At 43.3% G+C, this 26607-nt stretch carries 25 protein-coding genes; 14 read left to right on the forward strand and 11 right to left on the reverse strand.

The features are described 5' to 3' along the window. Nucleotides 1-14 precede the first annotated feature (14 nt). From FTU72_RS00820 to radA, 6 genes are all read right to left on the reverse strand, one after another. The gene (locus FTU72_RS00820) at nt 15-725 is read right to left on the reverse strand and encodes a 16S rRNA (uracil(1498)-N(3))-methyltransferase (protein WP_166137762.1); all 711 of its coding nucleotides are present in this window, start codon (nt 723-725) and stop codon (nt 15-17) included. 31 nt (nt 726-756) lie between these two features. Then, nucleotides 757-1593: a methylenetetrahydrofolate reductase [NAD(P)H] gene (gene metF / locus FTU72_RS00825; protein ID WP_005236747.1), complete on the reverse strand. Its 837-nt coding sequence runs from the start codon at nt 1591-1593 to the stop codon at nt 757-759. A gap of 193 nt (nt 1594-1786) precedes the next feature. Beyond that, nucleotides 1787-3169 (reverse strand): adenosylhomocysteinase, encoded by a 1383-nt coding sequence (ahcY, locus tag FTU72_RS00830; RefSeq protein ID WP_180002089.1) that lies wholly within the window; start codon nt 3167-3169, stop codon nt 1787-1789. Between the two features lie 305 nt (nt 3170-3474). Next, complete coding sequence (locus FTU72_RS00835; protein ID WP_180052289.1) at nt 3475-3999, reverse strand: tetratricopeptide repeat protein; 525 nt, start codon at nt 3997-3999, stop codon at nt 3475-3477. A gap of 249 nt (nt 4000-4248) precedes the next feature. Further along, complete coding sequence (locus FTU72_RS00840; RefSeq protein ID WP_180052288.1) at nt 4249-5253, reverse strand: Tim44 domain-containing protein; 1005 nt, start codon at nt 5251-5253, stop codon at nt 4249-4251. A 117-nt stretch (nt 5254-5370) separates the two neighbouring features. Next, nucleotides 5371-6759 carry a DNA repair protein RadA gene (radA, locus tag FTU72_RS00845; protein ID WP_005236740.1) on the reverse strand — a complete coding sequence of 463 codons (1389 nt, stop codon included), beginning with the start codon at nt 6757-6759 and terminating at the stop codon, nt 5371-5373. 189 nt (nt 6760-6948) lie between these two features. Here radA and FTU72_RS00850 point away from each other — a divergent pair, with 189 nt between their 5' ends. Beyond that, nucleotides 6949-7374: a hypothetical protein gene (locus FTU72_RS00850; RefSeq protein WP_180052287.1), complete on the forward strand. Its 426-nt coding sequence runs from the start codon at nt 6949-6951 to the stop codon at nt 7372-7374. 73 nt (nt 7375-7447) lie between these two features. Here the strand turns inward: FTU72_RS00850 and FTU72_RS00855 are convergent, their stop codons facing one another. Further along, the gene (locus FTU72_RS00855; protein WP_180052286.1) at nt 7448-8794 is read right to left on the reverse strand and encodes a sodium:alanine symporter family protein; all 1347 of its coding nucleotides are present in this window, start codon (nt 8792-8794) and stop codon (nt 7448-7450) included. Nucleotides 8795-9115: 321 nt separating this feature from the next. Here FTU72_RS00855 and FTU72_RS00860 point away from each other — a divergent pair, with 321 nt between their 5' ends. The 7 genes from FTU72_RS00860 to FTU72_RS00890 all read left to right on the forward strand — a co-directional run bounded on the left by FTU72_RS00860 (nt 9116) and on the right by FTU72_RS00890 (nt 15223). Beyond that, the gene (locus FTU72_RS00860) at nt 9116-10519 is read left to right on the forward strand and encodes an amino acid permease (RefSeq protein ID WP_159124419.1); all 1404 of its coding nucleotides are present in this window, start codon (nt 9116-9118) and stop codon (nt 10517-10519) included. Between the two features lie 131 nt (nt 10520-10650). Next, nucleotides 10651-10884: a lipoprotein gene (locus FTU72_RS00865; protein ID WP_005236736.1), complete on the forward strand. Its 234-nt coding sequence runs from the start codon at nt 10651-10653 to the stop codon at nt 10882-10884. 24 nt (nt 10885-10908) lie between these two features. Continuing rightward, on the forward strand, nt 10909-12153 hold the full coding sequence (lysA, locus tag FTU72_RS00870) for a diaminopimelate decarboxylase (RefSeq protein WP_159124420.1): 1245 nt from the start codon (nt 10909-10911) through the stop codon (nt 12151-12153). Between the two features lie 12 nt (nt 12154-12165). Further along, nucleotides 12166-13011 (forward strand): diaminopimelate epimerase, encoded by an 846-nt coding sequence (gene dapF / locus FTU72_RS00875; protein WP_004784684.1) that lies wholly within the window; start codon nt 12166-12168, stop codon nt 13009-13011. A gap of 95 nt (nt 13012-13106) precedes the next feature. Further along, the gene (locus FTU72_RS00880; RefSeq protein ID WP_179992658.1) at nt 13107-13724 is read left to right on the forward strand and encodes an alpha/beta fold hydrolase; all 618 of its coding nucleotides are present in this window, start codon (nt 13107-13109) and stop codon (nt 13722-13724) included. 26 nt (nt 13725-13750) lie between these two features. Beyond that, nucleotides 13751-14641, forward strand: a complete 891-nt coding sequence (gene xerA, locus FTU72_RS00885; RefSeq protein ID WP_171069894.1) for a site-specific tyrosine recombinase/integron integrase — start codon at nt 13751-13753, stop codon at nt 14639-14641. Between the two features lie 207 nt (nt 14642-14848). Continuing rightward, nucleotides 14849-15223: a hypothetical protein gene (locus FTU72_RS00890; protein ID WP_159124423.1), complete on the forward strand. Its 375-nt coding sequence runs from the start codon at nt 14849-14851 to the stop codon at nt 15221-15223. A gap of 48 nt (nt 15224-15271) precedes the next feature. Here the strand turns inward: FTU72_RS00890 and FTU72_RS00895 are convergent, their stop codons facing one another. After that, a complete protein-coding gene (locus FTU72_RS00895; RefSeq protein ID WP_180052285.1) occupies nt 15272-15766 on the reverse strand; it encodes an Lrp/AsnC family transcriptional regulator in 495 nt (164 codons plus the stop codon). Nucleotides 15767-15879: 113 nt separating this feature from the next. On the opposite strand from FTU72_RS00895, the gene FTU72_RS00900 reads away from it, so the two are divergent. From FTU72_RS00900 to FTU72_RS00925, 6 genes are all read left to right on the forward strand, one after another. Further along, complete coding sequence (locus FTU72_RS00900; RefSeq protein WP_180016992.1) at nt 15880-16485, forward strand: LysE family translocator; 606 nt, start codon at nt 15880-15882, stop codon at nt 16483-16485. A gap of 513 nt (nt 16486-16998) precedes the next feature. Next, nucleotides 16999-17751, forward strand: a complete 753-nt coding sequence (locus FTU72_RS00905) for an electron transfer flavoprotein subunit beta/FixA family protein (RefSeq protein WP_159124425.1) — start codon at nt 16999-17001, stop codon at nt 17749-17751. A gap of 18 nt (nt 17752-17769) precedes the next feature. After that, nucleotides 17770-18702: an electron transfer flavoprotein subunit alpha/FixB family protein gene (locus tag FTU72_RS00910; protein WP_125278450.1), complete on the forward strand. Its 933-nt coding sequence runs from the start codon at nt 17770-17772 to the stop codon at nt 18700-18702. A 223-nt stretch (nt 18703-18925) separates the two neighbouring features. After that, nucleotides 18926-19537: a hypothetical protein gene (locus FTU72_RS00915; protein WP_373685596.1), complete on the forward strand. Its 612-nt coding sequence runs from the start codon at nt 18926-18928 to the stop codon at nt 19535-19537. A 257-nt stretch (nt 19538-19794) separates the two neighbouring features. Continuing rightward, nucleotides 19795-22767, forward strand: a complete 2973-nt coding sequence (gene gyrA / locus FTU72_RS00920) for a DNA gyrase subunit A (protein ID WP_179992661.1) — start codon at nt 19795-19797, stop codon at nt 22765-22767. Nucleotides 22768-22836: 69 nt separating this feature from the next. After that, nucleotides 22837-23256, forward strand: a complete 420-nt coding sequence (locus FTU72_RS00925) for a DUF3887 domain-containing protein (protein WP_125278447.1) — start codon at nt 22837-22839, stop codon at nt 23254-23256. Nucleotides 23257-23289: 33 nt separating this feature from the next. Here FTU72_RS00925 and FTU72_RS00930 read toward each other — a convergent pair whose 3' ends face one another. The 3 genes from FTU72_RS00930 to FTU72_RS00940 are packed head-to-tail and all read right to left on the reverse strand — an operon-like array spanning nt 23290 to nt 26600. Next, nucleotides 23290-24381 (reverse strand): ABC transporter permease, encoded by a 1092-nt coding sequence (locus FTU72_RS00930; RefSeq protein ID WP_179992662.1) that lies wholly within the window; start codon nt 24379-24381, stop codon nt 23290-23292. After that, nucleotides 24378-25520, reverse strand: coding sequence for an ABC transporter permease (locus tag FTU72_RS00935; protein ID WP_125278445.1), 1143 nt, complete (start codon nt 25518-25520; stop codon nt 24378-24380). Before FTU72_RS00935 ends, FTU72_RS00930 begins: the two co-directional genes overlap by 4 nt. Next, nucleotides 25521-26600 (reverse strand): HlyD family secretion protein, encoded by a 1080-nt coding sequence (locus tag FTU72_RS00940; protein ID WP_179992663.1) that lies wholly within the window; start codon nt 26598-26600, stop codon nt 25521-25523. Between the last annotated feature and the right edge of the window lie 7 nt (nt 26601-26607).

Raw genomic sequence — 26607 nt, forward strand, 5'->3', positions numbered from 1 at the left:
ACAATTTTGACCGCTTAAATAGTGTAATTCAAAATTGAGAGGGCAACGACAGGAGCAGTTTCGGTACGCAGGACACGTTCACCAATACACCAATTGACAAAGCCTTGCGCATTCGCCGCTAGGATTTCTGCTTCACTCAAGCCGCCTTCAGGGCCAATCAGCAAGGCAATATCCAGCGTGGCATTCACCAGAACATCAATTTCTTCTTTATTTGGCGCTAGCACCAGTTTGGTAGTAGGAAGATCAGTTTCCAGCCATTTTTCAAGTGACATTGGCGCTAAAATTTTAGGAACAATATTCATTCCACACTGTTCGCAAGCGGCAATGGCTACACCTTGCCAATGATCCAGTTTCTTCTGGTCGCGGTCGTATTTCAGGCGCATCTCACAGCGTTCAGAGGTTAAAAGCTGAATTTCAGATACACCCAGTTCGACCGCTTTCTGGATCGCATAATCCATGCGGTCACCTTTACTCATGACCTGGCCAAGCAAGGCTTTAAATTTTGGTGTGCGATCCGTAGGGTTATAACTATTGACCTGTACAGCAGCCGACTTTTTGGAAACTTCAACCAGTTCAACTTCATATTCACCACCTTGTCCATTAAACAGGGTGGCTTTTTCGCCGACTTGAGCACGTAAAACTTTAACCCAATGATGAAACACTGTTTCAGTCAGTTCTACAGTGGTATCTACTGCTAAATCAGCTTCAATAAAAAAACGTGGCATTAAAGTTTTACTCTCAAATCAGGTATTTTACTTATGCAAGACCGAGGTCTTTAACAAGTTGACGGGTTGGATCAGTGGTATTCATGGTATAGAAGTGCAAGCTCGGTGCACCGCCAGCAATCAGGCGTTCACAGAATTTCACCACAACTTCATGACCAAAGGCTTTAATGCTTGCAGTGTCATCTCCATAAGTTGCCAGTTGCTTGCGAATCCAGCGTGGAATTTCAGCACCTGTACCATCTGCGAAGCGAATCAGGTTGCTGGCATTGGTAATTGGCATGATACCTGGCGCTACTGGAATATCAATTCCAGCTTTCTGGATACGTTCTACAAAGTAGAAATAAGCATCCGGATTAAAGAAGAATTGCGTTAATGCAGCATTGGCACCTGCATTTACCTTATCCACAAAGTGCTGAATATCTTTATCAAAGCTGTCTGCTTGTGGATGCATTTCAGGATAAGCGGCAACTTCAATATGGAAGTGGTCACCTGAATGTTCACGGATAAAGCGAACCAGATCCTGTGCATAAGGCAATTCACCCAGGCCCACCTGACCAGATGGCAAGTCACCACGCAGCGCGACAATACGGTTAATTCCTTGTGCCTTATACAAATCAAGCAGTTCAGCGATACGTGCCTTGTCATCACCGATACAAGACAGGTGAGGGGCAACGGGTGTACCTTTACCATTAAAGTCATTGATCGTAGATAAAGTACGTTCGCGTGTTGAACCACCCGCGCCATACGTCACAGAAAAGAATTCTGGGTTCAGCAGTTGTAGTTCTTGATGTACGGTTTTGAGCTTTTCCGCACCCGCATCGGTTTTGGTCGGGAAAAACTCAAAAGAAATTGGAATCTGTTTAGACATGTTCAAATCCTTTTTATAAATACTTTTTACTTATCACCCTCTCCCTGACCTCTCCCAAAGGGAGAGGAGAATTCATTACTGAATTATGCAGGGTTTAAGCCCATATTTTTTTCACTTGAAGTCATTAAAACTTCATTGAAAATAATTTGGATGGTCACCCTCTCCCTAAGGGAGAGGGATGGGGTGAGGGATATTAATATTTATAAGCATCAGACTTGAATGGACCTTCAACAGGTACACCTAGGTAATCTGCCTGTTCTGGAGTCAATTGAGTCAGAACACCACCGAAACCGGCAACCATTGCAGCAGCAACTTCTTCGTCTAATTTCTTAGGAAGCAGTTCTACACGAATCGCTGCTTGTTTTTGATCTTCAGGAAGATCCGCAAATTTCTCAGCGAACAGGTGCATTTGACCCAATACTTGGTTCGCGAATGAACCGTCCATCACACGTGATGGGTGACCAGTTGCATTACCCAGGTTTACCAGACGACCTTCAGAAAGCAGGATCAGGTAATCATTTTCATTTTCTGAACGATATACTTGGTGTACTTGAGGTTTCACTTCAACCCATTTATAACTACGTAGGTAGTTGGTATCGATTTCAGTGTCGAAGTGACCGATGTTACAAACTACTGCACCAGCTTTCAGTGTATCCAACATTGCAGCGTCACATACGTGGTAGTTACCAGTGGTAGTCACGATCAGGTCGGTATTTTGAAGAAGATCAACGTTCACATCTTCTTTTTTGCCAGTTTGAACGCCGTTTTTGTATGGAGAAACCACTTCATAACCGTCCATGCATGCTTGCATCGCACAGATTGGATCGATTTCAGATACACGTACGATCATGCCTTCTTGACGAAGAGACTGAGCAGAACCTTTACCTACGTCACCATAGCCGATCACTAACGCACGACGGCCAGAAAGCAGCATGTCAGTTGCACGTTTGATCGCATCATTTAGAGAGTGACGGCAACCGTATTTGTTGTCGTTTTTAGACTTGGTTACTGAATCGTTGACGTTAATCGCTGGAACTTTCAGAGAGCCATCTTTCCACATTTCCAGAAGACGCGCTACACCTGTAGTTGTTTCTTCAGTAATCCCGTGGATTTTTGCAATCAGTTCAGGATATTTTTCGTGAACAACAGCAGTTAAGTCACCGCCATCATCCAGAATCATGTTGGCATCCCAAGGTTTGCCGTTCACATTGATCTGTTGTTCAAGACACCACATGTATTCTTCTTCTGTTTCGCCTTTCCAAGCAAATACAGGAATACCACGAGCAGCGATTGCAGCAGCAGCGTGGTCTTGAGTAGAGAAGATGTTACAAGAAGTCCAGCGAACTTCAGCGCCTAATTCAACCAGAGTTTCAATTAAAACTGCAGTTTGAATAGTCATGTGGATACAGCCAAGGATTTTGGCACCAGCAAGCGGTTTGGCAGCTGAGTAGCGCTTACGCAGACCCATTAGGGCAGGCATTTCAGCTTCTGCAAGTTTGATTTCTTTACGGCCGTAGTCAGCTAGGGAAATATCAGCAACTTTATAATCTGTAAATGAAGCATTAACCGCGTTCATCACGATCTCCTTATAAAAAACAATAATTGATCATTCAGTTCGCGGATGCCGTTGTTGGTCTGTCTAGAAAAAGTTGGACCGATCGTCGAGCCTGGCGCTTTTACATTTCGTACCTGTAAAACGTCGCAGCATCCCTCGACTAGCGAGGTATTGTACTTGGAAATTAATTTGGTTCCAATCCGAAATTGTTTATTATCTGACTAATAAGAAAATTTTGAAAATATTTTGAGAAATATCCTGATATTTGAAAACTGAAATAAAGTTTTATTCTCGTAAAAAAGCCCATCATCTGACGGGCTTGTTATTTATTCTATGTCCTGCTCAATTTCATCTGCTTTCTTAGTCCAGTAATCTGCCCGTATGTCATCAGCGGCCACACCAAGACCATTGGCATAAATAAAGGCAAGATCACGCATGGCTTGAACTTCGCCCCATTCAGCTGCTTGCTTTACAAGAGCGATAGATTTTTCAACATCTTTTTCGACCACATTACCACGACGGTAAAAACTAGCCAGTTCTAAAGTCGCTGCAGGGTGTTTTTCGAAATTGGCTTTACTCAACCAGTAATAGGCTAACTCAAAGTGAGCTTTAGAATCTTCAGGGTCTTCCTCAGCGATTTCTTTGGCATAAACCGTATAACCCTCACCGAGCCAGTACATGGCTTCAACCCAGCCGCCATTGGCTGCTTTCAATGCCCATTCTTCAGCCAGCATGATGTCTTCGTCATGCTCGCTTTGCATATAGAGTTCGGCAAGCTCAAATTGGGCTTCGGCATTGCCTGCCAGTGCGCGGTTTGCCAGCGTGGCAGGGGGAGAAACACGCTCAGTCATGTCAGTATCTCAAATATCTTTGTATCTAGATTAAAAGGTTCAAAATAAAAAAGCCAATCCGAAAACTGGCTTTTGTATAAAAGTCGACTGATAGAGCTTAAAACACGCAAACTAAGCTATTTGTTTAGAGGAATAACAATAAAACGAATAGAAAGAGAACAAGAATAAATTTAAATAGTTTTCAATGATTCAGAAAGCAAAACAGCGGCCCGAAAGCCGCTGTTGATATACGATTAATGAGATAAGAATTTAGTCTTGCTGGATTCCTGCAACCACCCAATCTTTTTGAGAACCGGCAGGTTTGACAAAGTGCCAGATTTCAGCAAACGGTTGAGGTTGGCTATTCAAGTCTTCACTTACAGTACCAGTGAAGCGTACGCTTACTACGTATTGACCATTCTCATTCGAGGAATCCACAACCATTGCATTCAGGTTAGAGAACTCAGCTACGTCCTGATCCTGATTTGCCATAATATCGTTATACATCGACTGGTAAAGATCAGGGGTCAGGTAACGTTTAATTTCTGAAATGTTGCTCGCCGTATTCATTGACTGAATGTGGTTGAAGCGCTGACGTGCAACACGTAAGAAAGTCGCAGGTTCTGTTCCATCTGGAAGCTGGTTGCCGCTATTAGTATAGGCTGCACCAAATGGCGCGTTATTTACCGGAGCTGAACCAAACGGAGCATTTGTGCTTGGTGTGCTACCACCCACGTTCTGACCAAAAATATTGGTGTTGTCACCACCGCGAGGAGGTGTCTGACCAAATGGTGCTGAATGACCAGCACCACTATTTGGAGCGTATGGATTAGAAGCTACTTTTTTTTTTACGCCCATCTTACGGAAAATGAAGAAGGCAACAGCGGCAGCAAGCAAGATCCAGATCCAGCCAGGAATACCACCTTTTTCCTCTTGTTGCTGTTGAGCTGCTTGAGCTTCAGAAGCCGCTTGTACTTCTTTGTCATCAGCCAGCGCATTGGCAGCAACTGCACCCACTGCAGCACCTGCTACACCGGCAGCAACCATACTACCTACACCTGGACCAGATCTTTGCTGAGTTGCAGCACCAGCGGCTGGAGCCTGTTGTGCTGGCGCAGCTTGACGAGGTTGTTGATAAGATTGAGTAGGCGCAGCAGAACGTTGCATACCATGGCTTTTACCGCCACCGGCACGTTTTGCTTCAGCAGTTAAAGGAGCAACCAGTAATGCTGCTGTTAAAAGACCTGCAACCAAACCACGCTGTCGAACTTCCATTCAATTTTCCTATGTGAAAAAAACTTATTTGAATACTCTATTTATATAGGCTTTATAGGGGATTTCAATCAAAAATGTGTATTTTTTTAAGCTTTTTGCAAGATTTATCGATTAAAACTAACTGAGTTCATCACTTAGGCTCATGGCTTCACTCAGGGCTTCATGCAATCGGGCTACAGCAATGACCTGTACGCCGGGAATCGGTTTTTGCGGTGCATTGGCACGCGGTAAAATAATATATTTAAAACCATGTTTGACGGCTTCTTTCAGACGTTCCTGACCATTCGGCACCGGACGAATTTCGCCAGAAAGACCAACTTCACCAAAAACAGCGAGTTGCTGAGGCAAGGCTTTAGTCCGGATACTGGATGCACAGGCTAAAAGTACAGCCAGGTCAGAACCGGTTTCGGTAATTTTTAAACCACCGACGATATTGACATAGACATCCTGACCGGATGTTTGTACGCCACCATGACGATGCATTACAGCCAGCAGCATATTCAGACGATTCTGTTCTAAACCTAAGGCTACACGGCGTGGCTGACCATGGGCATCATCGACCAAAGCCTGAACTTCAACCAAAAGTGGGCGAGTTCCTTCACGGCTAATCATGACGATGGAACCTGGAATCGCTTCATCATAACGACTGAGGAAAATGGCAGATGGATTGGCGACTTCACGCAGACCTTTATCGGTCATGCCAAAGACGCCAAGTTCATTGACTGCACCGAAACGGTTTTTGACTGCGCGGATCATACGGTAACGAGAATCCGACTGGCCTTCAAAATACAGCACACAGTCCACCATATGTTCCAATACACGCGGACCTGCTAAGGCACCTTCTTTGGTCACGTGACCAACAATAAACAGGGCAGTGCCGCTATTTTTGGCGAAACGGGTCAGTAGGGCTGCAGATTCACGAATCTGTGACACACCACCTGGTGCAGACTGCAAGGTTTCGGTATATAAAGTCTGAATCGAGTCCAAAATCGCAACAGCAGGACGTTCCTGTGCAAGCACCTCGCAAATGCGTTCCACACAGGTTTCTGCCATGACTTTCAGTTGGTTAGTTGGTAAGTCCAGACGCTGGGCGCGTAATGCCACCTGAGATAAAGATTCTTCACCTGTCACATACAGGGCAGAGCTATTGCCTGCTGCCATATGGGTTGCGGTTTGCAATAGGATAGTTGACTTACCAATCCCCGGGTCACCACCAATTAGCACCACGGAACCTGTGACCAGACCACCACCTAAGACTCGGTCAAATTCGCCAATCCCGGTTTGCAGACGGGTTTCATGTGAAACAGACACTTTATTTAAGGTAGTAATCGCAGCTGCCTGACCGGCATAGCCCCCAATTTTTGGCTGAGCACGATGTGTCGTTGCAGGCGCAATACTGACTTCTACCAGACTGTTCCATTCCCCACATTCAGAACACTGACCCGCCCATTTGGGATGGTCTGCTCCACATTGTTCACAACGATACACACTTTTTGCTTTAGCCATAATTTCCGAAAATAAATATTGGGAATGGGGGCTACAGCATAGCGGTGAATGAGACTGAAAACCAAGACCTTTAGCTGAAAAAAGTCAGTGATTTACGTCAACATATGACGCTTATGGATGCACCTTTCTACATGAAAGTAAAATATCTTCTATAATGAGAAAATTCATCACGGGTACAGGAAACCTGACATGCCACAACTTTTAAAACATATCGATGCGATCGCACGTGAAAAAGACCGTGATGTATTATTTGTACATTTTGAAAATTACGAACATGAAAATGCAGATGCTGAGTCCTATCATTTACGTCAGAACCTGATGGAATGGCTAGAGCAACGCCAAATTAATTTTGCACCCTGTATGGGCATAGAACAGCCTGGCGTAATTGAAAGTTATTCAGGTGATCTTTATATCGATGTGCCATTTGATGAAGCCAATCCAATTTACCAAATGGTCAGTGAACATCTGGAAGATGCCGAAGGGGAAATGAAAATTCCGGGTGTACTGTTCTTTGTATTATCTCTAGAAACTGCTCTTGAGATTGAAGCCGATCGTGAAGAGTTCTTAAATCTAAATCAAGCTCATGATGATGAATTTTCTGGCCGTGTGAACTGATAGTTTTAGCAAACTTAAATTGATAAAAAAGCCACTAAGAAAGTGGCTTTTTTATTAAGGGTTTTAAATTTTATTAATACAATTCACCTGATTTACGGCGAGCAATAAAATCTTTGGATTCTTTCACGATCACTCCAGACAGTAGTAACAGGCCGATCAAGTTTGGAATCGCCATCAAACCGTTGAATGTGTCTGCGAACAGCCAGACCAGATCCAGTGTTGCTACACAGCCAATAAATACTGAAGCGATATAAATGATGCGATAAGGGAATACAAATTTTTCACCGAGCAGATAGGTGGCACATTTTTCGCCGTAGTAGCTCCAGCCCAAAATGGTAGAATAGGCGAAGAAGATAATACCGAAGGTCACGATCCAGCCACCGACACCTGGCAGCAGTTTGTTAAATGTAGAAACAGTCAGAACAGCACCGGTTTGTCCACCAAAATCACTGCCGGCCATGATGAAGCCCATTACCAGGACAATACCGGTAATCGAACAGACAATAATCGTGTCAATAAAGGTTCCGGTCATGGAAACCAAGCCTTGACGTGCAGGGTGATCGGTTTTTGCAGCAGCTGCGGCAATCGGTGCTGAACCCATACCAGCTTCATTTGAGAATACACCACGCGCGACACCATAACGAATCGCCGCACCAATCGCACCACCTACGGCAGCTTCACCAGTAAAAGCATAGGTGAAAATCATTTTTAGTGCAGGACCCACTAAATCGAGATGGGTGAAAATAATGATCAGACCGCCCGCTACATAACCAATCGCCATAATTGGAACGATGAAGGAAGCAGCTCTAGAAATCCACTTAATCCCGCCTAGAATCACTAGTGCAGAAAACGCAGTGATCACGATCCCTGTAACCCAAGTTTCCAGACCAAAACCATTTTCTACCGCGAGTGCAACAGTGTTGGACTGAACTGAACTACCAATTCCCAAAGATGCGACAGCACCAAAGAACGCAAAAATCAGCGCCAGCCATTTCCATTTCAGGCCACGCTCAATGTAATACATTGGACCGCCAGACATTTCACCGCGTTCATTTTTAACCCGGTATTTGACGGCCAGTACACCTTCGCCATATTTGGTTGCCATTCCGAACAGGGCAGTCATCCACATCCAGAATACGGCCCCAGGACCACCCAGCACACAGGCAGTTGCGACACCGGCAATATTACCGGTACCGATGGTAGCTGACAGTGCGGTCATGAGTGAGCCAAACTGGGAAATATCGCCTTCATGCGAAGGGTGTTTGCCAAAAACCTGTTTAAAGGCCAGTGGCAACATGCGGAACTGCCAGAACAGCAGGCGGAAGGTCAGGAATATACCGGTACCGACAATGAGGACCAGCATATATGGGCCCCAGACCCAGCCACTGACGGTTTCCATGATGCTTTGTAAATTTTGCATAAATTTCTTCTTATTTATCCGTGTCAGCTTTATTTGAGATGTTGATTGAAAAGCAATTGCTATGCCATGCGCGCTCATCCTAAACGCGAATATTGGCGGATTTGTATTCTATTTTTTACATAGTTTCAGCGCTTTGACAAGAAAAATCCTGTATTCATTGCGCCTTAAAACTAAGACTAAAGATAAATGAATATTGATATAAGAAAAATAAATTAACTTGCAAGATTAGTTGGAAAATACAAATGATGCGAATTTTCTTTTTGTATTCCGGGTTTTTTACGTTAATTTGTCGCGATTAAAACTCAAAGTTGAAATGAAATAATGTCAGAAAAATATAGTCACTCATCATCGGAAGATGGTGAGCTACAGCGTAGTTTATCCAACCGGCACCTGCAGTTAATTGCCATTGGGGGTGCGATTGGCACCGGCCTGTTTATGGGTTCAGGGAAAACCATTAGCCTGGCAGGACCATCCATTCTGGTGATTTATATGATCATCGGTTTTATGGTGTTTCTGGTCATGCGTGCATTGGGTGAATTATTGTTATCCAATCTGCAATATAAATCTTTTATTGATTTTGCCACAGATCTGATCGGGCCATGGGCAGGTTATTTTGTCGGCTGGACCTACTGGTTATGCTGGATCACGATTGGTATCGCGGATCTGTCAGCCATTATCTATTACCTGCAATTCTTTAATAACGGCCTGCCATTTACTCCGGGCGAAGGCGTGCTGATCAGTATTGCCTCTATTGTCTTCATTATGGGCTTGAACCTGGCAACCGTGAAACTGTTTGGTGAAATGGAATTCTGGTTTGCTTTGATCAAGATTATCGCCATTATTGTTTTGATTGGTGTGGGTCTGTGGATGATCTTTACTGGCTTTACTAATGATGCAGGTACGGTCGCTTCATTTGCCCATATCTGGGATCATGGCGGTTTATTCCCGACAGGAACTATGGGTTTCCTGGCTGGTTTCCAGATTGCGATTTTCGCCTTTGTAGGTGTAGAGCTGGTTGGTACTACGGCTGCTGAAACCAAAGATCCAGAGCGTAACTTGCCGAAAGCGGTGAACTCGATTCCGATCCGTATTATTATTTTCTATGTGCTGGCTCTGATCATTGTGATGTCAGTAACACCATGGGATCAGATCAATCCAAATGTTTCTCCGTTTGTGAATCTGTTCAGTCAGGCAGGTATTGCGGCGGCTGCAATCATCATGAACCTGGTAGTGCTGTCATCAGTAATGTCATCGATGAATAGTGGAGTGTTCTCAACCAGCCGTATGTTGTTCGGTTTATCTCGTGAAGAACAGGCACCGAAAGCCTTTGGTCGTTTGAATTCGCGCGCCGTTCCAGCGAATGCTTTGTATTTCTCTGCGATCTGTTTATTGCTCGGTGCAGCATTACAGTACTTCGTGCCGAATACGGTTGAAGCATTTACTTTGGCAACAACTTTGTCGACTATTCTGTTTATCTGTGTATGGCTGATCATTATCTGGAGCTACATGATCTATTACCGTACCCGTCCGGAATTGCATGCTAAATCCATATTCAAGTTGCCTGGTGGGTTGGTGACTTGCTGGATCGTGATTATTTTCTTTGTCGGCATGATTGGTGTGTTGTCGCTGGAAGATGATACCCGTCGTGCCTTGATGGTCAGCCCGGTGTGGTTCATTTTGCTGATTATTGGATATTTAGGCTTATATAAACAGAAACATAAATAATCCATATCAATAAAAACGTCAGCGATCTGCTGGCGTTTTTTTATGTCTGAATATACTCTCTAGCGTTTAGCGCTTTGGTCATACGGATGATCGCGTTATACTTCATCGAAAATACTCATATAGGTGGTCAGATGCGTCAGGTCATTTGCTACATCAGTTTAATTACAGTCGGTTTTGCCTTGGTCGGTTGTGGTCAGTCGGGAGCTTTACATCTTCCAAATGATCCAAACTACGATAAACGTGCCAAGTATTTACTCTATAAAAATACTGAATCTGCACCGCAAGTATCAGATGAACAACAGGATGCGCCGGTCAAGCAGCAATTTGAAGCGCCCGCTGAATCCGATTCAACACCATCTCCTTAAGACTTTCAGAGAAAGGATACATTCATGAGTTTCACCCGCATTAATGGGGTATTGCATGCTGAGCAATGTTCACTGCAACAGCTCGCAGAGCAATTTGGCACACCACTTTATGTTTATTCAAAAGCAACTTTTGAAAAGCATTATCTGGATATGGACCGTGCTTTTAGCTTTATCGATCATCAAATCTGTTTTGCGGTAAAGTCAAACTCTAATCTTGCGGTATTGAATGTATTGGCCAAGCAGGGTGCTGGTTTCGATATCGTGACTGGTGGTGAACTGGCTCGTGTCTTGAAAGCCGGTGGTGAGCCTTCAAAAATCGTATTCTCAGGCCTGGGTAAATCTGAAGCAGATATCAAGAAAGCACTGGAAGTCGGCATTGCCTGCTTTAATGTGGAATCTTATGCCGAGCTGGATCGTATTCAGAAAGTAGCGGCTGAACTTAAGGTTAAAGCGCCGATTTCTCTACGTGTGAATCCGGATGTTGATGCGAAAACCCATCCATATATTTCCACTGGTTTAAAAGAAAACAAATTTGGTATTCCATCAGATAGCGTATTTGATACCTATGCTTATGCAGCATCATTGCCAAATCTTGAAGTGGTCGGGATTGACTGTCATATCGGTTCGCAGTTGACTGAAACTCAGCCTTTTGTTGATGCGCTGGATCGTGTCATTGTCATGATCGACAAGCTGAAAGACATGGGCATCAACTTGAAACACATCGATATCGGTGGTGGTCTGGGTGTGACATATAAAGATGAAACACCCCCATCGGTTGAAGAATATGCCAATGCCATGCGTCCGGCTTTAGAAAAACTGGGCCTGAAAGTTTATATGGAGCCGGGTCGTAGTATCTCTGCCAATGCAGGTGTTTTACTGACCAAAGTGGATCTGCTGAAACCAACCAATCACCGTAACTTTGCCATCATTGATGCCGCGATGAATGACCTGATTCGTCCAGCTTTATATGAAGCATGGATGGATATTCAGTCTGTGACACCGCGTACAGATGTGGAAACAAAAGAATGGGATGTGGTGGGCGCGATCTGTGAAACAGGCGATTTCCTGGGCAAAGAACGCGAGCTTGCCATTAAAGAAAATGATGTACTAGCAGTTCTTGGGGCTGGTGCATATGGTTTCGTAATGAGTTCAAACTATAACAGTCGTGGCCGTGCTGCTGAAGTGATGGTGGATGGTGATCAGGCGCATCTGATTCGTGAGCGTGAAACGGTTGAATCACTTTGGGAACGTGAGCGTTTATTGCCTTAAGGAGACTGAATAATGTTGCTTGAATTTACCAAGATGCATGGCCTGGGCAATGATTTTATGGTGGTAGACCTGATTAGCCAGCGTGCTTATCTGGATACTCTCACTATTCAGCGCTTGGCAAATCGTAACTTTGGTGTGGGTTTTGACCAGCTCTTGATTGTTGAACCGCCTGATATTCCAAGTGCAGATTTTAAATACCGTATTTTTAATGCGGATGGTTCTGAAGTTGAGCAGTGCGGTAATGGTGTGCGCTGTTTTGCCCGTTTCGTGCATGAACGTCAATTAACGACTAAAACCAAAATCAAGGTACAGACCAAAGCTGGAATCGTGGAACCTGAACTTGGTGCCAATGGCTGGGTACGAGTGAATATGGGTTATCCAAAATTCCTACCTCAGGAAATTCCATTCGTGGCTGAAGAACCGGAAAATCTGTATGACATCGATCTGGCGGGTGGTGAGAAACTGACGATTGATGTGGTGAATATGGGTAATCCACATGCAGTGACGATTGTTCCGGATGTGTTGACTGCTGATGTGGCTAAAATTGGTCCACAGGTGGAATCTCATGTGCGTTTCCCGGCACGCGTTAATGCTGGATTTATGCAGATCATTGATGAAAAGCATGCCCGTTTACGTGTTTATGAGCGTGGTGTAGGCGAAACACTGGCTTGTGGTACAGGTGCCTGTGCTGCAGCAGTGTCTGGTATGCGCCGTGGTTTGTTATCTAGCAAGGTCGAAATTGAACTTGCGGGTGGTAAATTGCAGATTGAATGGAAAGAAGGTGATGTAGTCTGGATGACGGGCCCAACCGCCAATGTTTATGAAGGTCGACTGGACTTGCGCTACTTCCAGGGTTAATCCCACATTTATTTCTCTAAAAAGCACCGCACATAGTACGGTGCTTTTTTTATGATAGGATGAATTCCATATTTAATTGATATCACAACAGCTCTATGAATCAGCTTGTGTTTTTACCGGGTGCATCAGGCAGCCAAGGCTTTTGGCAGCCGTTGTTGGCTCATTTAAAAACAGATCAATCTACAAAAATATTGACATATCCGGGCTTCGATGGGGTAGAACCAAATTCAACTATTCAAAATCTTCATGATCTGCAGGAACTCATCACAGAGCAGATTGAGGATGATTCGATTCTGGTTGCCCAGTCCATGGGGGGAGTTCTTGCAGTTGGAATTGCACTACATCATCCACAGAAAGTCAAAGGACTGGTTTTATTGGCAACTTCTGGTGGTGTGGATCTATCACAGTTCGGTTGTGCTGACTGGCGGATAGATTATCGCGAGCAGTTTAAAGATGTTCCTGATTGGTTTTTACAAGATCAAACCGTATTTAGCCTGAAACAGTTAAGCAATCTTGAGATTCCTGTTCTACTGATCTGGGGTGACCAAGACGCTTTAAGTACCGTTCAGGTGGGGCAATGCTTAAAGCAAAATTTGAAACATGCAAACCTGCATGTAATTCAAAGCGGAGATCATTTCTTTGCGGCGACTCATCCAGTACAGACCGCAGAACTGATTGAAGCTTGGCTGGAGTCAATTGAATGGAGCAAGTAAAGCTTTCTGCAAAAGACTTGCTCGGAATCTGGCTCAAAGAACGTGAGATCCAGAACCAGTCTAAACATACCTTGCAGGCCTATGAACGTGATGTGGCTGATTTTCTGGAGTTCTGCGCAGTACAACAACTAGCGCTTAATGATGTGGAAGCCACGGATTTACGCCAATTTCTGGCTGAAAAAGTCGAGCAGCACGGATTAAGTTCGAGTAGCTTGCAGCGGATGCTCTCTTCGATTCGCCAGTTCATGAAATGGGCAGAGCAGGCGCAGTATCTGGCATTTAATCCGGCTGATGATTTTCAGTTGAAACGTCAGTCACGTCCTTTGCCGGGTATGGTCGATATTGAAACTGTGAACCAGATTCTGGACCAGCCGGCTCCAGAAACCGAAGCGCAGCAGCAAATGTGGTTGAGAGACAAGGCGATTCTGGAATTACTCTATTCCAGTGGTTTACGTTTGGCAGAAATTCAGAGCTTAAGAATCAAGGATGTTGATTTTAATCGTCAGCTCTTGCGTATTACTGGTAAAGGCAATAAAACCCGGGTAGTGCCTTTTGGTTCAAAAGCCAAAGACAGTCTGATGGAATGGCTAAAAATTTATCCGCTCTGGAATGGTGATTTTGTACCTGACGCGAATGTATTTATCACCCAAAAAGGCAATCCGCTCGGTGCACGGCAAATTGAAAACCGGGTCAAGTTTCAGGCGCAGCGTGCAGGGGTTAATGTTGACCTGCATCCGCATTTATTGCGGCATTGTTTTGCCAGTCATATGCTGTCGAATAGCGGTGATCTTCGTGCCGTTCAGGAAATGTTGGGGCATAGCAATTTGAGTACTACACAAATTTATACTCATATTGATTTTGATCGACTTGCGCAAATTTACGATCAGGCGCATCCGCGGGCACAGCATAAAGAATAGGAAAAATTTAAAGTTTTCTTCCGCTTGTCGGATGATTAGGATTCATGGCATAAAACTTTCATGTATCATGCTCAAAATATGACCTGAACAGACTGTTAGAAAGATATTTCACTATTGTCTTATTTTTCAAATGGCTGTTTTCGGATATAAGTATAAATAGTAATCAATTTTTAAAAGAAAATCAGCGATCTCGATACTGGAATTTTTATGGACACAGCAATTATCCCGGATATACAACAAAAGCATGCGCAGTTAAGCCCAGCCCAAAAAGATATGTTTGCGGGTTATGGTTTACGCCAGATTAAACATTTTGTTGAGATTAGCTTGCCCACTATTGAAGCCGTTCTCCCTGAAGGAGCAATCGTGCAAGGGATTAATGCAGAAGGAAAAATGCAGGCTTATAATCCTGAAACAGGCCAGTATTATCTATGGATTTCTGATCTGCAATGGCAGACCACGCAGCGAGCCAGTAAAGCTGTTGACCTAAAAGAAGATGCGCTCGAAATTTGGAATATTTTCGATCTGAAGTCTTATGAACTGATTGAACTGAGTCATGTGCATCGTGACTTTCTGCAAGTTTAATGAACATGAAGGATGACTAAGGTCATCCTTTTTTATTGCTAAAATATTTTATAAGTCATCCAAGGGTAACTGAAAACTTTGCTTGATAATCTGGCTGGGTAAATCTGTTTTGACACTGGTAATGCCATTTTTCTTGGTCAAATGTGTGGACTGGAATTTACGGTAACTTTCCAGATCAGGCACCACAACTTTTAACATCGCATCACATTCACCCAGAATGATATAGCACTCCATCACCTGAGGCAGCTCTTTCATCGCCTCGATAAAAGTATCAATGGTTTCTGCATCCTGACCGACCAGCCAGATCCGTGAAAACAGAATCAGTTGAAAACCGATTTTCTGTGAATCCACGATGGTGGTGTAATTTTGGATCACGCCCGCATCTTCAAGCAATTTCACCCGACGCAGACAGGAAGAAGGGGATAGTCCAATTTCACGTGCCAGATCGTTGTTCTGAATACGACCATTGGCTTGCAGGTGCTGAATGATACTTTTATCAATACGATCAAGTTTTACTCGCACAGACTTGGAAGATGTTCTCATAAATTAGAATATAATTCGAAAAATAATACTTATTATAAAATAAATTGAAAGCCTATTTTGTAAAAATTCGCAGATACTAATTTCACTTTCCGAAGATTCAAAGGAAAAAGGAAATGTCTGTATTTGCACTTTTTGCACTGACCGTGCTCCCCCTGATTTTTACACCTGGACCAGATATGCTGTTTATCCTGTCTCAAGTGATGGGTAAAGATGCAAAAGCAGGCATGATGGCAACTATCGGGATTTGTTCAGGTTATCTGGTACATTCCATTTTGGTAGCAATAGGAATCGCAGCGATTATCGTGTCTTTTCCGGTATTGTTTGAAGCGATTCGCTGGCTGGGTATTGCTTATTTGCTCTATCTGGCTTGTAGCCTGTTGAAATCAGTATTTAGTAAAAACTCAATGAAAATTGAGAAAAAGACCACTGCTAATCCAGTGAAAAAAGGCTTCTTTACGGCCTTACTCAATCCTAAAGGCATGCTGATCTATTTTGCGATCTTGCCGCAGTTTATCGATAAAAGCGGAAATACTGTAAGCCAAGGCTTAATTCTCTCTTTTATTTTTATCGGCATGATTTTCATTGTTTATTGTGCTCTCAGCATTCTGTTCAGCAGAATTACCCGCAATACACAAATTGATGAGCGTAAACAGAAATGGGTTGATGGCACCTCAGGCGGTTTACTTGCCCTTGCTGCAAGCTGGTTAATTATTAATTAAGCAATGGCGTATTTTAAAAAAGCATACTGCTCCCAGTATGCTTTTTTTATATTTATAGATTGATGACAACCCGATTTTTAGACCTGCCAACAAAATAAAGCGGAGTAAATTGAGCAGATATGCAGAATAAATGATGAACAATTCTCTATTATGTCCAAACTGACCAAAGCGGTCATTTTTAAATATAAGTCATTTTCCACAAATTTTAGGACGGATTTGTGCATTTAATAAGCAAAAATCAAAAGTTCTGATGTGTTTCATCAAATAAAAACATAATAAAAATCAAAGGTTAAATTTTATTAAATATTGATAAAATTCATTGTAATAAATCGATACGGATTAATTGTGAACGCATCGTTCAAGGAAAATTACGCATTTTTACAGCTCTTTGCTGAATTGTGACTTGACCGAAATGCCGTGCACATTGCAAGATAGGGCACCTAAAAAAATTTAAGTGAAGAGTTATTATAACTTTTCTCAACATTTACATTTGCTAAAACAGCCGAGGATTACATGAAGGCTCTTGTTGCTGTAAAACGTGTGGTTGATGCCAACGTTAAGGTTCGCGTTAAGCCGGACAACAGTGGTGTTGACTTAACAAACGTTAAAATGTCAATTAACCCATTCTGTGAAATCGCGGTGGAAGAAGCGGTTCGTTTAAAAGAAAAAGGAACTGTTTCAGAAATCGTTGTTGTTTCTATTGGTCCTAAAGAAGCTCAAGAACAAATCCGTTCTGCAATGGCGCTTGGTGCTGACCGCGGTATTCTGGTTGAAGCTGATGACAGCCAGCTAGGTGCGCTAGAAGTTGCTAAAATTCTAAAAGGCGTTGTTGAAGCTGAACAACCTCAATTGATCCTTCTTGGTAAACAAGCAATTGATGACGACTCTAACCAGGTTGGTCAGATGCTTGGTGCACTTTTAGGTGCAGGTCAAGGTACATTCGCTTCAGAAGTTAAAGTTGAAGGCGACAAAGTACAAGTGACTCGTGAAATCGACGGTGGTCTACAAACTGTTGAATTATCACTTCCAGCGATCGTAACTACTGACTTGCGTTTGAATGAGCCACGTTATGCAGCTCTTCCAAACATCATGAAAGCGCGTAAAAAACCGCTTGATACCAAGTCACCTGCAGATTTCGGTGTAACTACTACAACTAAACTGAAAACAGTAAAAGTTGAATCTCCTGCAGAGCGTAAAGCTGGCGTACAAGTGAAGTCTGTAGACGAACTTGTAGAAAAATTGAAAAACGAAGCGAAAGTGATCTAATACAGAAGGATAAAAATCATGAGTATTTTAGTAATCGCTGAGCACGACAACAAAGCACTTAACGCTGCTACTTTAAACGTTGTTGCTGCGGCGCAAAAAATCGGTGGTGATATCACTGTATTGGTTGCTGGTTCTGGCGCTCAAGCAGTTGCTGATCAGGCAGCTAAAGTTGCGGGCGTAAGCAAAGTTTTACTTGCTGACGACGCTGCTTATGCAAACCAATTGGCTGAAAATGTAGCGAAACTGGTTGCAGAATTAGGTAAAGGCTATAGCCATATCCTTGCTGCTTCTACTACTACTGGCAAAAACATTCTGCCACGCGCTGCTGCACTTCTTGATGTCAGCATGATCACAGACATCATCGCTGTTGATTCTGCAAATACATTCAAGCGTCCGATCTATGCAGGTAACGCGATTGCAACTGTTGAATCTTCTGAATCAGTAATCGTTGCAACTGTTCGTGGTACTGCATTTGATGCGGTTGCTGCTGAAGGTGGTTCTGCTGCGGTTGAAGCTGCTGCTTCTACTGGTGATGCTGGTATTTCTAAGTTCATTAATGAAGAAATCGTTAAATCTGAACGTCCTGAATTGACAGCTGCTCGTATCGTCGTTTCTGGTGGTCGTGGTGTAGGTTCTGGTGAGAACTACCACAAAATCCTTGATCCACTAGCTGACAAACTTGGCGCTGCTCAAGGTGCTTCACGTGCTGCAGTTGATGCTGGTTTCGTTCCTAACGATATGCAGGTTGGTCAAACTGGTAAGATCGTTGCACCTGACCTGTACATCGCTGTAGGTATCTCTGGTGCGATCCAGCACTTGGCAGGTATGAAAGAATCTAAAGTGATTGTTGCGATCAACAAAGATGAAGAAGCTCCAATTAATGCAGTAGCAGACTACTGGTTAGTAGGTGACCTGAACACTGTAATTCCTGAATTGGTTTCTAAAATCTAATTTCTGAATCAGTTTCAAAAAAACGCTCCTTTAGGAGCGTTTTTCTTTTTTTAAATCTAAATAATTAATCTAACTAACAAGTCGTCCATTTCTGACTCGAAATTTTGGTTATTGTATATTTTGTGTTAATATTAAACTTTTATTAAGCTTGCCATTTGGCGGAGTGTCCGTGAAATTTGATTTTCAGTTACCAGTCAGTATTTTGGTAATGATGATCTGCTGATTGATTTTCCCTTTTCTCCCGAGCCTGCACCTTCCTTTGTTAGGCGGTATGACGGTTACAGCAGTTGAGTCAATTCAAGCATTAATGTTGTTTGGTTTTGCCGTATTTAGTTTTTTCTATATCCGTCCATTTGAATTAAGTAAAGGTCAAAAACAATTTTGGCTCTGGTCAGTTGCATGGTGGATTATGCTGTTTGGTAGAAGTACCAGCTGGGGACGTGACTATTTCCCGGAAGTGCCAAAAATCTATTTCCGTGGTATTTCGGTTCTTGTGATTGCACCCGTGGTGTTTATGCTGTTTTTAGCACCTTTGCGTCAAGAAATTGCTTATAAGTTTAAGCATGTATCACTTCCAATTTGGGCACTCATATTAGCTTTCATTGGCTTGCTGATGTCTGATGGCATTGAACATAATCGGTTTTTTATTCATTTTATTTTTACAGATTTTATCTATAAAGATTTGATGGAAGAACTATACGAATTTCCGCTTATTATCGGCTTATTCCTGGTCGCTTATCCATTAATGAAGCAAGATTGTGCTGTGACAAAATCAACTAGTCAGGTCATAGCTGAAGATGATTTGTCCGATATAGATTCTAAACTTCATATTTAAGTGACTTGCTTTTTTAAAGAAAAAAATGAACCTCTGCAAGCAGAGGTTTTTTAATATCAAAATATTGTGAAGTGATTAAAATTTCTACTAAAAATCCTGTGGATAGTTGGGGCTGAAACAGGTAAATTTAGCCTAGATTATGCTATACTGTACGACTAAATTTTAATATTGGTTCAGCTTTTTTTTGAGCCGATTTATAGCTGGATTTACGACATATAAATGCAAGCCAAATCTGGCTTGTAGAATAAGGAGTATGCATGAGCGTATCGGAAATTAGACCGATTGCCATTGAGGATGAACTCAAGCACTCGTATTTAGACTATGCAATGAGCGTGATTGTGTCACGTGCCTTGCCGGATGTACGAGATGGTCTAAAACCTGTTCATCGTCGTGTGCTTTTCGCAATGCACGAATTGGGCAATGACTACAACAAAGCTTACAAGAAGTCTGCCCGTGTTGTAGGTGATGTCATCGGTAAATATCACCCACATGGTGATTTTGCTGTTTATGAAACCATTGTCCGTATGGCTCAGGACTTTAGTCTGCGCTACCAACTGGTTGATGGTCAAGGGAACTTTGGTTCAATCGACGGCGATAGCGCTGCGGCAATGCGTTATACCGAAGTTCGTATGCGTAAGCTGACCCATGAGTTATTGGCTGATCTGGAAAAAGATACAGTTGACTGGGAAGATAACTACGACGGTTCTGAGCGTATTCCGCAAGTCATGCCAACTCGTATTCCGAACCTGTTGGTGAATGGTGCGGCTGGTATTGCAGTCGGTATGGCGACCAATATGGCGCCACACAACATGACTGAAGTAGTGAATGCGTGTCTGGCTTATGCAGATAATCCAAATATCAGCATCGAAGGTTTGATGGAATACATTTCCGGTCCAGATTTCCCAACGGGCGGTATTATTTACGGTAAATCAGGTATCGTGGATGCCTATCGTACTGGTAAAGGCCGTTTGCATATTCGTGGTAAATATCACTTTGAAGAAGATGCCAAATCTGGCCGTACTACGATTGTCTTCACAGAAATTCCTTATCAGGTCAACAAAGCGAAAACGATTGAACGTATCGCCGAGCTGGTCAAAGAGAAAAAACTTGAAGGCATTTCTGAACTTCGTGATGAATCGGACAAGGAAGGGATGCGTATTGCGATTGACCTGAAGCGTGGTGAAAATGCTGAAGTCATCGTCAATAACCTGTTCCAGAATACACAGTTAGAAAATTCTTTCAGCATTAACATGGTTTGCTTGGACAATGGCCAGCCGAAATTGATGAATCTGAAAGACATCATCGCTGCGTTTATTCGTCACCGTCAAGAAGTCGTGACACGTCGTACTATGTACGAACTGCGCAAAGCACGTGAACGTGGTCATATTTTAGAAGGTTTAACCGTTGCTCTGGCAAATATTGATGCCATCATCGAAACCATCAAAACTTCTGCCAACCCGGCTGAAGCGCGTGAGCGTTTGCAAGCAGGTGAGTGGGCAGCAGGCGGTGTAGCAGCCTTGCTCGAAAAAGCGGGTGCTGTTTCTGTACGTCCTGATGAAATTGAAGGCGAAGATCCAAACCGCCCGTTTGGTATTGATGGCGATGTGTATCGTTTATCTCCGACTCAAGTTAACGCGATCATGGAACTACGTCTCCATCGCTTAACTGGTCTTGAGCAGGATAAACTTCAAGCTGAATATTCTGAAATCTTAGGTCAAATTGCTGAATACACAGCCATCTTAAATGACTTCAACTTATTGATGAACGTGATTAAAGAAGAGCTGGCATTGATTCTTCAGCAATATGGCGATGCGCGTAAAACAGATATCGTTGAGTCTCGTATCGACTTCTCTCGTGAAGACCTGATTCCTGAAGAACAAATGGTTCTTACGGTTTCAAAAACTGGTTATGCGAAAACTCAACCATTATCTGACTATGCTGCGCAACGTCGTGGCGGTCGTGGTAAGTCTGCAACCAGCATGAAAGAAGACGATTACATCCAGCACATGGTTGTAACATCGAACCATGCTACGGTACTTTGCTTCACCAATGTCGGTAAGGTTTATCGCCTGAAAGTTTATGAGGTGCCACAAGCTTCGCGTGGTGCCAAAGGTCGCCCAATGGTGAACTTGTTGCCGCTGGATGACAACGAAACCATTACTGCTATCTTGCCAGTGATTGATGCACCGAAGAAATTCAAAGAACGTCTGGCTGACTTCAAGGCATTTGTGAAGACCAATGCTGCCCAGCTGCAAACCAATGAAGTGATCAATAGTCACTTTGCGGCACTAGAAGCTGCTCTTGCTGAATCTGAAGATGGTGCAGATGATATTTCTGATGCACTGCGTGTTCAATTGAAAGAGCTTGGTTTAGCACTTTCAACCACTGATCTTGATGCTGACATCATCAATGACTTTGCACAGCAAGCCGAAGCTGTTCGTAAGAACTTCTATGTGTTTATGGCGACTGAGTACGGTACGATTAAACGTGTAGAACTGGAACAGTTCTCAAATGTTCGTTCAAACGGTTTACGTGCGATTGAACTGAATGGCGATGACACCTTAATTGGTGTTGCGATTACTGACGGTGAACAACAAATTATGTTGTTCTCGAACGAAGGTAAAGCAATTCGTTTCGCAGAGACTGACGTACGTTCAATGGGTCGTTCAGCCAAAGGTGTACGCGGTATGCGCGTGACCATCGGTGCTTCTCAGGTTGAAGATGCAGAAGATGCAGATGTTGAATCTGATGATGAAGATACAACTGAAGCTAACTTCATTAGTCGTATCGTATCTCTAGTGGTTGTACCTGAAACCGGTGAAGTGCTGTGTGCTTCTGCAAATGGTTATGGTAAACGTACCCCGGTAGATGACTTCCCAACCAAGAAACGTGGCGGTAAGGGTGTGATTGCAATCAAGACCTCAGAACGTAACGGTGAGCTGGTCGGTGCAGTTGCGATTGACGCATCTAAAGAACTGATGCTGATTTCTGATGGCGGTACACTGGTTCGTACCCGTGCTTCTGAAGTGGCACAGACTGGTCGTAATGCACAAGGTGTTCGTCTGATCCGTCTGGCTGAAGACGAAAAACTGGTGGGTGTAGAAGCGATTGAAGCAGTTGAAGATGAGTTGGAAATATTGGAAGATATTGAAAATACTGAATCTGCAGCTGATGATGTAACTGATACACAAGAAGCTGAAAAAGATGATGACAATACAGTAGAGGAATAAGTTCTGCTACTGATGAAAAAGGGCGCTTCGGCGTCCTTTTTTACACATCGGCTAAATGAGAGATAGATAATGAAAACCAGATTGATGCTTTTGACCGCAGCTATTGCACTTAGTGGCTGTAATAATGCAATGGATAGTATGCCTGATCCAAGCCCTGAACAGGAAAAGGCTGCGCAAGTAGCTTATGAAGATCTGCGTGATGGAAAATATGACGAGTTTTTAGCTCAGCTTGAACCGAAGTTACAGGCAGAGTTTCAAAATAATGAAAAAATCATGAAGCGTTTTTCACGTTCAATTCCGCAAGGTGAATATAAGTCCAAGACTATCATGAGAAAGAACTTCGAGGAAAATAACGGTAAACCGAGTGAATACAAGGTCAGCTATGAAATTGTCTATCCAAAAAATCTGGTTCAGTATGATGTGAGTTTTGACCAGCCGAATGGCAGTACTAAAATCCGCAACTTTAATATTCAGGTATTTGGTGAATAATTTTCAATGCGAATAGCCTGAGTAAATCCAGATTTAAGAACGTGGGCGTAGCCGATAATAGCCTAAGACCATACAGATGATGCCGATCACCAATAGATAAGCAAGCTTTCCTAGAATCATATAAGTGGGCACACCCATCTGATTGAGTTGAATAAACATCTGCACGATTTGGGTCGAAGGTAAGGCTTGCCCAATAAGTTGGACCCAGACTGGCATGGCAGCATGCGGCCAGGCGACTCCTGAAAGCATAAAGAGCGGAATCGAAGTAAAAACAATGATATGGCCGGCGCGTTCTGGCATGTCCAGAAAACTGGCGAACAGCACTGTGATACCGATCATGCAGAATACAAAGACAGGTACAGCAAGCAGCATGCCCCAGAAATTTCCACCACGGGGATAATCAAAATACCAGAAAGTAAAACCAAACAGGTAATAACAGCCCAGACAGCCAATGGTCAGAATCGCCAAACTGATGCCACTTAAGGTGGTCAGATTAATCACCTGTCTACTTTCTCGATACAACGCAATTAACATACTCAGGCCTAGAAAAATAGTCTGATGAATAATCAATGGCGCAACAGCCGGAAACACATAGCTGCCATAGCCAGAAAGCGTATTAAATAATGGAATCTGGTGAATGGATAGGGCAGGAGAGAAGTGTGAAATCTCGCTAAAGCGTTCAGCATATTCACTTAAGGTATTTTCTACTGAAGAGACCAAGCCTAAACCAATCTGTTTGGTAATTAAAAAGTTAGCAGCACTTAAGTACAGTCCAATCCCGCCATTTTCACCATGCAGGATAGATTGAGAAAGATTATCTGGTAATAATAAAATCCCGTCAGCTTTTTGAGTTTCCACCCAATATTTAGCTTCAGCAAAATTTCCAGTCACCGCCTTAATCTCTATATTCGGGCTTTGGCTGACATGACTGATAATAGTATTGGTTAAAGCACTTTGCTCTTCATCGACAATAATAATCGGCAAGGCTTCTGCCTGTTCTGCCTTATATGCGGTCGGATAAAAAAAACTGTAAAACAGAACCGATAAAATCAGCGTGGTAAAAATACTGGTATTGCTAATAATGTCTTTAAAAGTTTGGCAATAAGCTTTCCAGAGTGATTTCATGGTGACACTCCTTTGGCTGTTTTTTTGAGAAAGACATAGGCCAGCACAGCATAAAGCACGACATAAATGACGAGCACGAACATCGGTTGCAGTGAAAGAGAGAGCGGACTGCCAATCACCCATTGCTCCGTCTGTAATTTGGCATAGGGTGTATAGGGAATAATATTGGCCCAGAACTGGGTGAATAGTGGGGCATTATTAAGGGGCAAAGTCACCCCAGCAAAACTGAGCGATGAACCACCATAAACTGCTAGTAGACCAAAAGATTTGGTCAGGTCTTGAGTGGCCAGAACCACCGCACTACTGATAAAGGCATAGGCACTATAGAACAGTATTTGCGCCAGAAGAATTGGCCATAATGACCCGGCAATAAACCAGCCGCGAATTTCGACCAGCCAAAACATCCAAGCCCAGGTCCAGCAACAAAATATTGCTACATAAACCAGATTTTTAGACAGCAGTGCCGACCACAAGTTTTGTTGGGCAATCCAATGACTAACAGTATGTCGTTTAATTTCCTGACCCACAGCAAAAGCCACACAGCAACATAACAGCAAGTGCAAAATTGCCGGCACCATGTAAGGTTCCAGATAAAATTCATAATTCAGCTGCGGATTATACAGTGGGGAAATTTTAATATTCGGTGTAGGTGCTTCCAGATAGGGGAGCGTGTTGCCCAGATACTGCTTGCCGGTAAATTCAGCCAGAGCCTGCAAGGTGCTAAGTAGCATAGCCGAAGAAATGGTATTCCCGATACTAAAATAACTCTGATTAAAAGCAATACTAATTTCAGCATCCTGAGCTTTGACCAGTCGTTGCTCGGCTCCGGCAGGAATATGAATATAGCCCCAGATTTTATTTTCGTTTAATAGCTTTTCGATTTCGACCGTTTGATCAGAAATGGTATGCACTTGTAGGGTATGATTCAAAGATAAATGATCATAAATCTTGCTGCTCAGGCTACTTTGATCCTGATCAATAATGGCGACTGGTAGATGATCCGGTTTGCCTTTGGCAAACATGCTGCCAAGTAAAATCAGAATACAGGCTGGGGCGAGCAGAACCAGAGTCAGATCACATTTCTCTCTGCATAAATAGCGTATTTCACGCTGAATACCCGCCCAGAATCCAGAAGCCATTTATTTTGGCTCTTTCAATTTAAACAGCACGCTCATGCCGACTTTTAACTCAGGCATTTCAGTGACTGGCACAAGATGAACTTTAAAACTGCGGACATCATAACCACCGGTTTGGCGCGTGGTTTTAATGGTGGCAAATTCACCTTCAGCACTAATATTTTTTACTTTAAAAGTAGCTGATTGATTCAGTGCCGGAATAAACCCTTCAAGCTGTTGCTGTTTACCTAAAGCGGCATATTGGTCTTCACGAATATTCAGGCTAATCCAGCGTTCTGCCGAGATCAGGCTGACCACTGGCACTGCGGTTGCCACCAGCTCAGTGGCATTTCCATAGGTTTTGGAGACGGTACCATCAATCGGTGCCAATAATTCAGTTTCTGCTTCTAGTGCATTGGCTTCGGCGACTGCTGCACGGGCTATATCGACCTGAGCATCTGCAGAACTTTTCTGTTCTGGTGTACTGCCGCGTTTAGCCCGGGCATATTGCTGATAAGCAGCTTCGGTCATTTGGGATGCAGATTGTGAAGCTGCAAACAGTTCATCTCGGCGCTGGCGGGAAATGACACCCTCCTTAAACAGGTTAGCTCCACGTTGATAGGAAGTTTTAGCGAGTTGCTCCTGTGCTTTTAGTGACTGCCAGTTGGCATACAGAGAAGCGATATTTTCTTCCTGAGAACCACGTTCTGCGGTGGACTGAAGTGCTAATGCAGACTGTAAAGTAGCTAAGGCCTGCTGCTTTTTCGCCTCAATTTCAGGACTATGCAATTTTACCAGCGCCTGGCCTTTCTTGACGTTATCGCCTTCCTGTACATAAATCTTTTCAATCCGGCTTGGAACTTTGGTGGCCACTTGAACGGTTTCTGCCTCAACCCGGCCTTGTAGCTCGATTTCTTTGGGTTGATAGGTTTTCCATAGGCCAAACCCAATCAAAGCAAGAATCACTGGAATTAAAGCTAAAAGCAGATATTTTTTGCGCGATTTTTTTTCTGTGCTTTCAGGATTATCTGGCTCTGATTCACTGTAATTGATTTCTGAAGCCGTTTCATCAACAGGATGTTCTGGCTTTTGCTCATCTGTCATGTCTGGC

Origin of the sequence: Acinetobacter sp. YH12137 (assembly GCF_013418535.1) — a bacterium.
Taxonomy (GTDB): domain Bacteria; phylum Pseudomonadota; class Gammaproteobacteria; order Pseudomonadales; family Moraxellaceae; genus Acinetobacter.